This window comes from Halorubrum sp. Boch-26 (assembly GCF_029889805.1).
GTDB lineage: Archaea > Halobacteriota > Halobacteria > Halobacteriales > Haloferacaceae > Halorubrum.
The window spans coordinates 1-3,856 of the sequence record NZ_JARANT010000145.1 but is presented as its reverse complement, the minus strand read 5'-3'; the positions used below and the strand labels follow the sequence as shown (position 1 = coordinate 3,856).

General features: G+C 72.8%; 4 protein-coding genes. 3 read left to right on the top strand and 1 reads right to left on the bottom strand.

The window, feature by feature from the left end; genetic code table 11:
• The 3 genes from OQF71_RS14090 to OQF71_RS14080 form a co-directional block, all read left to right on the top strand.
• On the top strand, window positions 1–356 hold a 356-nt coding region (locus tag OQF71_RS14090), incomplete at its 5' end, for an ATP-binding protein (RefSeq protein ID WP_280588442.1).
• Window positions 357–434: 78 nt separating this feature from the next.
• Entirely contained in the window at window positions 435–1,322 is an 888-nt protein-coding gene (locus OQF71_RS14085) for a hypothetical protein (protein ID WP_280588443.1), read from the top strand.
• A 253-nt stretch (window positions 1,323–1,575) separates the two neighbouring features.
• Window positions 1,576–2,037, top strand: coding sequence for a PaaI family thioesterase (locus OQF71_RS14080; protein WP_280588441.1), 462 nt, complete (start codon window positions 1,576–1,578; stop codon window positions 2,035–2,037).
• On the opposite strand, the gene OQF71_RS14075 is transcribed toward OQF71_RS14080, so the two are convergent.
• A partial coding sequence (locus tag OQF71_RS14075) for a molybdopterin biosynthesis protein (protein ID WP_280588439.1) occupies window positions 2,007–3,856 on the bottom strand: 1,850 nt, incomplete at its 5' end. The genes OQF71_RS14080 and OQF71_RS14075 overlap by 31 nt on opposite strands.

Sequence of the window (3,856 nt, the reverse complement as noted above, 5' to 3'; positions counted from 1 at the left end):
CCGTCCGGGGCCCGGACGCGACCGTCCTCGCCGACGGTGACCGGCTCGAACAGCTGCTTTCGAACCTGTTCCGCAACGCGATCGAGCACGGCGGCGACGACGTCGCGGTGCGCGTCGAGATCGACCGTCGCGCGGACGGCGTCGCGCTCGCCGTCGCCGACGACGGTCCCGGCGTTCCCCCGGAACAGCGCTCCGAGGTGACCGAACGCGGCGTCTCGCTCGGGGGCGGGACGGGGCTCGGTCTCGCGATCGTCGGCGACATCGCGGAGGCGCACGGCTGGGAGCTCTCCGTCGGGGAGTCCGAGTCGGGCGGCGCCCGCTTCGTGATCGTCGGCATCGAACCCGCGGGCGAGTGAGGCGACGCCGTCCCGATTCTCACCCGGCTGCCGCCGTCGACGGTCACTTGTGGATCGGGGCCCGCCATGCGAACGACAATGCCCGTCACGCTCCCGCCGAACGCCCTCGACGGCTTTCGGCGGTTCTCGCGGTTCAACTCGCCGTACCCCGCCCACGACGACGGCCGAGCCGTCGACCTGTATCCCGAGGACGGGCGGGGTATCTCGCCCGTCTCCGGCGTCGTTCGCGAGACGCGGACCGTCGGCTGTCCGGACCGGCCGTACGCCGCGAGCGAGGACCACCTGATCGTCGTCGAGCTCGACGACGAGTGGTGCCGGCGATCCGGGGCCGAACCCGGGAGTATCGCCCGGATTCTCCACGTGATCCCCGAGGCCTCCCCGGGCGACCATGTCGCCGTCGGCGACGATCTCGGTCCGACGACGCGCTCCGGCTTCTTCGGGCAGTGGGTCGACGACCACGTCCACCTCGGATTCCGGGCGCCCGGCGCGAGCGCGCTCAGGGCGAGCGGGTCGCTCCCGGTCGACGTCGACGTCGCTGTCGATCCGATCTCTTGGGACGGGAACGGGGTCGTGATCGAACGCGGCCCGACGCACGTGCTCCTCGACGCGCCGACCCATCCCGATCCGGGCGAGTCGTTCGCGGCGCTCGCGAGCGACGAAGGGATCCCGCTGGACGGTGGGCTGACCCACTACGCCGGTGGCGGCACGTTCGGTCGTCACGGCGAGGACGCCGAGGCGACCCTGTGGGACACTCGCGTCGGCGTCGCGGACGGTCGCGGGCTCGCGTGGGACCCCGTCGACGTGCTCGCGAACGGCGAGCGGACCGTGGGACTGTCGCTGTTCGCGGCGCGGGACGCGGGGTACGGGGCGAAGGTCGTCTGCCCTGACTGCGAGTTCGAGATCGGCGAGCCGGTGTCGCTCGACGTGGTCCCGAGCGACGACCCGATCCGGCTCGGAGTGGGATGAGGCAACCGCTGGCGATGTCGGGGATAGCGTAGCGAACAGCCGGCGCGGGCGTTGCTCGCGGCGGTACGCCGGACTCCCGTCTCGGCCGCCGCGGGCGAGGCGTCAGGTCACGGGGCGACTGGCTCGGCATCGGACAGAAGCGGTCAGGCGACCCTCCCCGTGGCGGACACCGACCCGCCGTCGGCGTCGTCAACCTCGGACGAGTTGTTTCGCGTTTCGGGGGCTACAAACGGGAGCCTCGTGAGATGCGGGTATGAATCGGACAGACATCGCGGAGCTGGACCCGCTCTCTGCGGAGGCCGTCGCGCTCGTCGAGCGGCGGATCGAGGAGGAGCACGGCTACCTCTCGTGGCTGAACACGTCGGTGGACGTCGTCGAGCGCGGGCGGGTCGTCCTCTCGATCCCCTTCGACGACAAGCTGACGAACAGCGACGGCGGTACCATCCACGGCGGCGTGGCGGCGACCCTGATCGACACCGCCGGCGGGATCGTCCAGCGCACCGCTTTCGAGGACCCCCTCTCCGGCGGGGTCGCGACGGTGAATCTCAACGCCAGTTACCTCCGGCCGGCGACCGGGGACCTCACCGCCGAGGCGACGATCGTCAGGTCCGGCGGCTCGATCGGCGTCAGCGACATGACCGTCACCAGCGCGACCAACGGCGACACCGCCGAGGTCGTCGTCGGTCAGGGCTCGTTCCGGCTGTTCCGCGAGTAGCCCGCGAGGCCGTCGAGGAGGTCGGCGGGGTCGTCGAGCGCGCTCGCGAGTTCGGTCACCGCGTCGCGGTCGGCCCGCCCCGGCGCCGCGCGGACGACGACGGACTGCTCACCGAGCGACACGAAGCCGCAGTCGAGCCGTTCCGCCGTCTCGCGGAGCCCGAGTCCGACGTCGGCGTCGCCGACGATCACCTTCCGCGTCGGGCTCTCGAACGCCCGCACGGCGAACTCGTAGCCCGCTATTTTCCCCGTCAGCTCGCCGCGGGTCGTCGAGCGTTCGTCGGCGAGCGCGTCGAGCGCGTCGTCGAGGCTCCGACGGAGCCCGGAGTCGGTCGGGCGGTTGACGAACCGCAGATCGCGGTCGAGGAGCGCGTCGAGGCCCGTCACGTCCGCCGGGTTGCCGGCGGGAACGACGAGTCCCCACTCGCGCGCCCAGCCGCCGAGATCGACCGTCTCGACCTCGCGGTCGGTCGGTCCCGCGACGACCGCCACGTCCGGGACGCCGTCGCGCAGGCGTCGGAGCCCCTCGCGGGACCCGACCGGTAGGTATCGCGGGCTCTCTAAGCGATCGAGCAGCCGGTTGAGCGCCGGGTCGTCCTCGCCGACGCCGAGCAGGCTCGGAGGGTGCACGTCCGGCGAGAACAGCTGTACCGTGACGCGCTCGCCTTCGTCGAGGTACGCCGTGTCCGGATCGACGGCGACGACGCCGTCGGCCTCGACGAGGCTCGTCGTCGCCCCGGAGCCCTTGTCGACCGGGTAGACGAGGGGGAGGCCGTCGTCCAGGTCGAGCACCCCGACGGGCATCAGCCGCATGCGCCCCTCGCCGTAGCGCTCGCCGACCGCCATTCGGCCTTCGACGGTCGCCGTCGCGGGCTCGGGCTGTCCGGCCGCCTCGCGGATCGCGGGCGCGACGAACGTCCGGAAGATCGTGAGCGCGGAGACGGGATAGCCGGGGAGCCCGACGTAGGCGGACTCGCCGGTGCGGTCGCTCTCGGGGGCCGCGTCGCTCCCGCCGCGGTCGAGGCGCCCGACGAGCATCGGCTTGCCGGGCTTGACCGCGACGCCGTGGAGCAGCAGCTCGCCGCGCTCCTCGATCACCCGGTAGATGACGTCGACGGCGCTCGCGGAGGTCGACCCCGACGAGAGCACGAGGTCGCACTCGTCCGCCGCCCGGCGGAGGAGCCGCTCCATCTCCTCGTAGTCGTCGCCGGCGTGCGGGTAGAGGACCGGCTCGCCGCCCGCCTCCGCGACGCCCGCGGCGATCGTCGTCGAATTCACGTCGTAGATCTCCCCGCGCGAGGGGTCGAGGTCCTCGCCGGGGCGCACCAGCTCGTCGCCGGTCGAGACGATCCCGACCCGAGGTTTCCCCTCGACCGGCACCGAATCGACACCGAGCGCCGAGAGGAGCCCGATCTCGCGCGGCGTCAACCGCGTGCCGGGGCCGAGCGCCCGATCGCCGGCGGCGATGTCCGCGCCGGCGCTCATCACGTGATCGCCGGGAGCGACGGCGGTCCGGACCGCGATCCGGTCAGGGTCGCCCCTCTCCCCCCTTTGATCACCCTCGCCCGCTTCACCCTTTTCGTCCCCCTCGTCCGCTTCGTTCTCCACGCCCAACTCGTCGGTTCGCTCGACCATCACCACGGCGTCGGCGCCCTCGGGCATCACCGCGCCCGTCGAGATCTCCGCGCAGGTGCCGGGCGCGACGGTCACGTCGGGCGCGGCGCCGGCGTGGACCGCGCCGACGAGGTCGAGCTCGGCGGGGTCGACCTCGTCGGCGCCGAAGGTGTCGCGGGCGCGGAGCGAAAAACCGTCCATCGCCG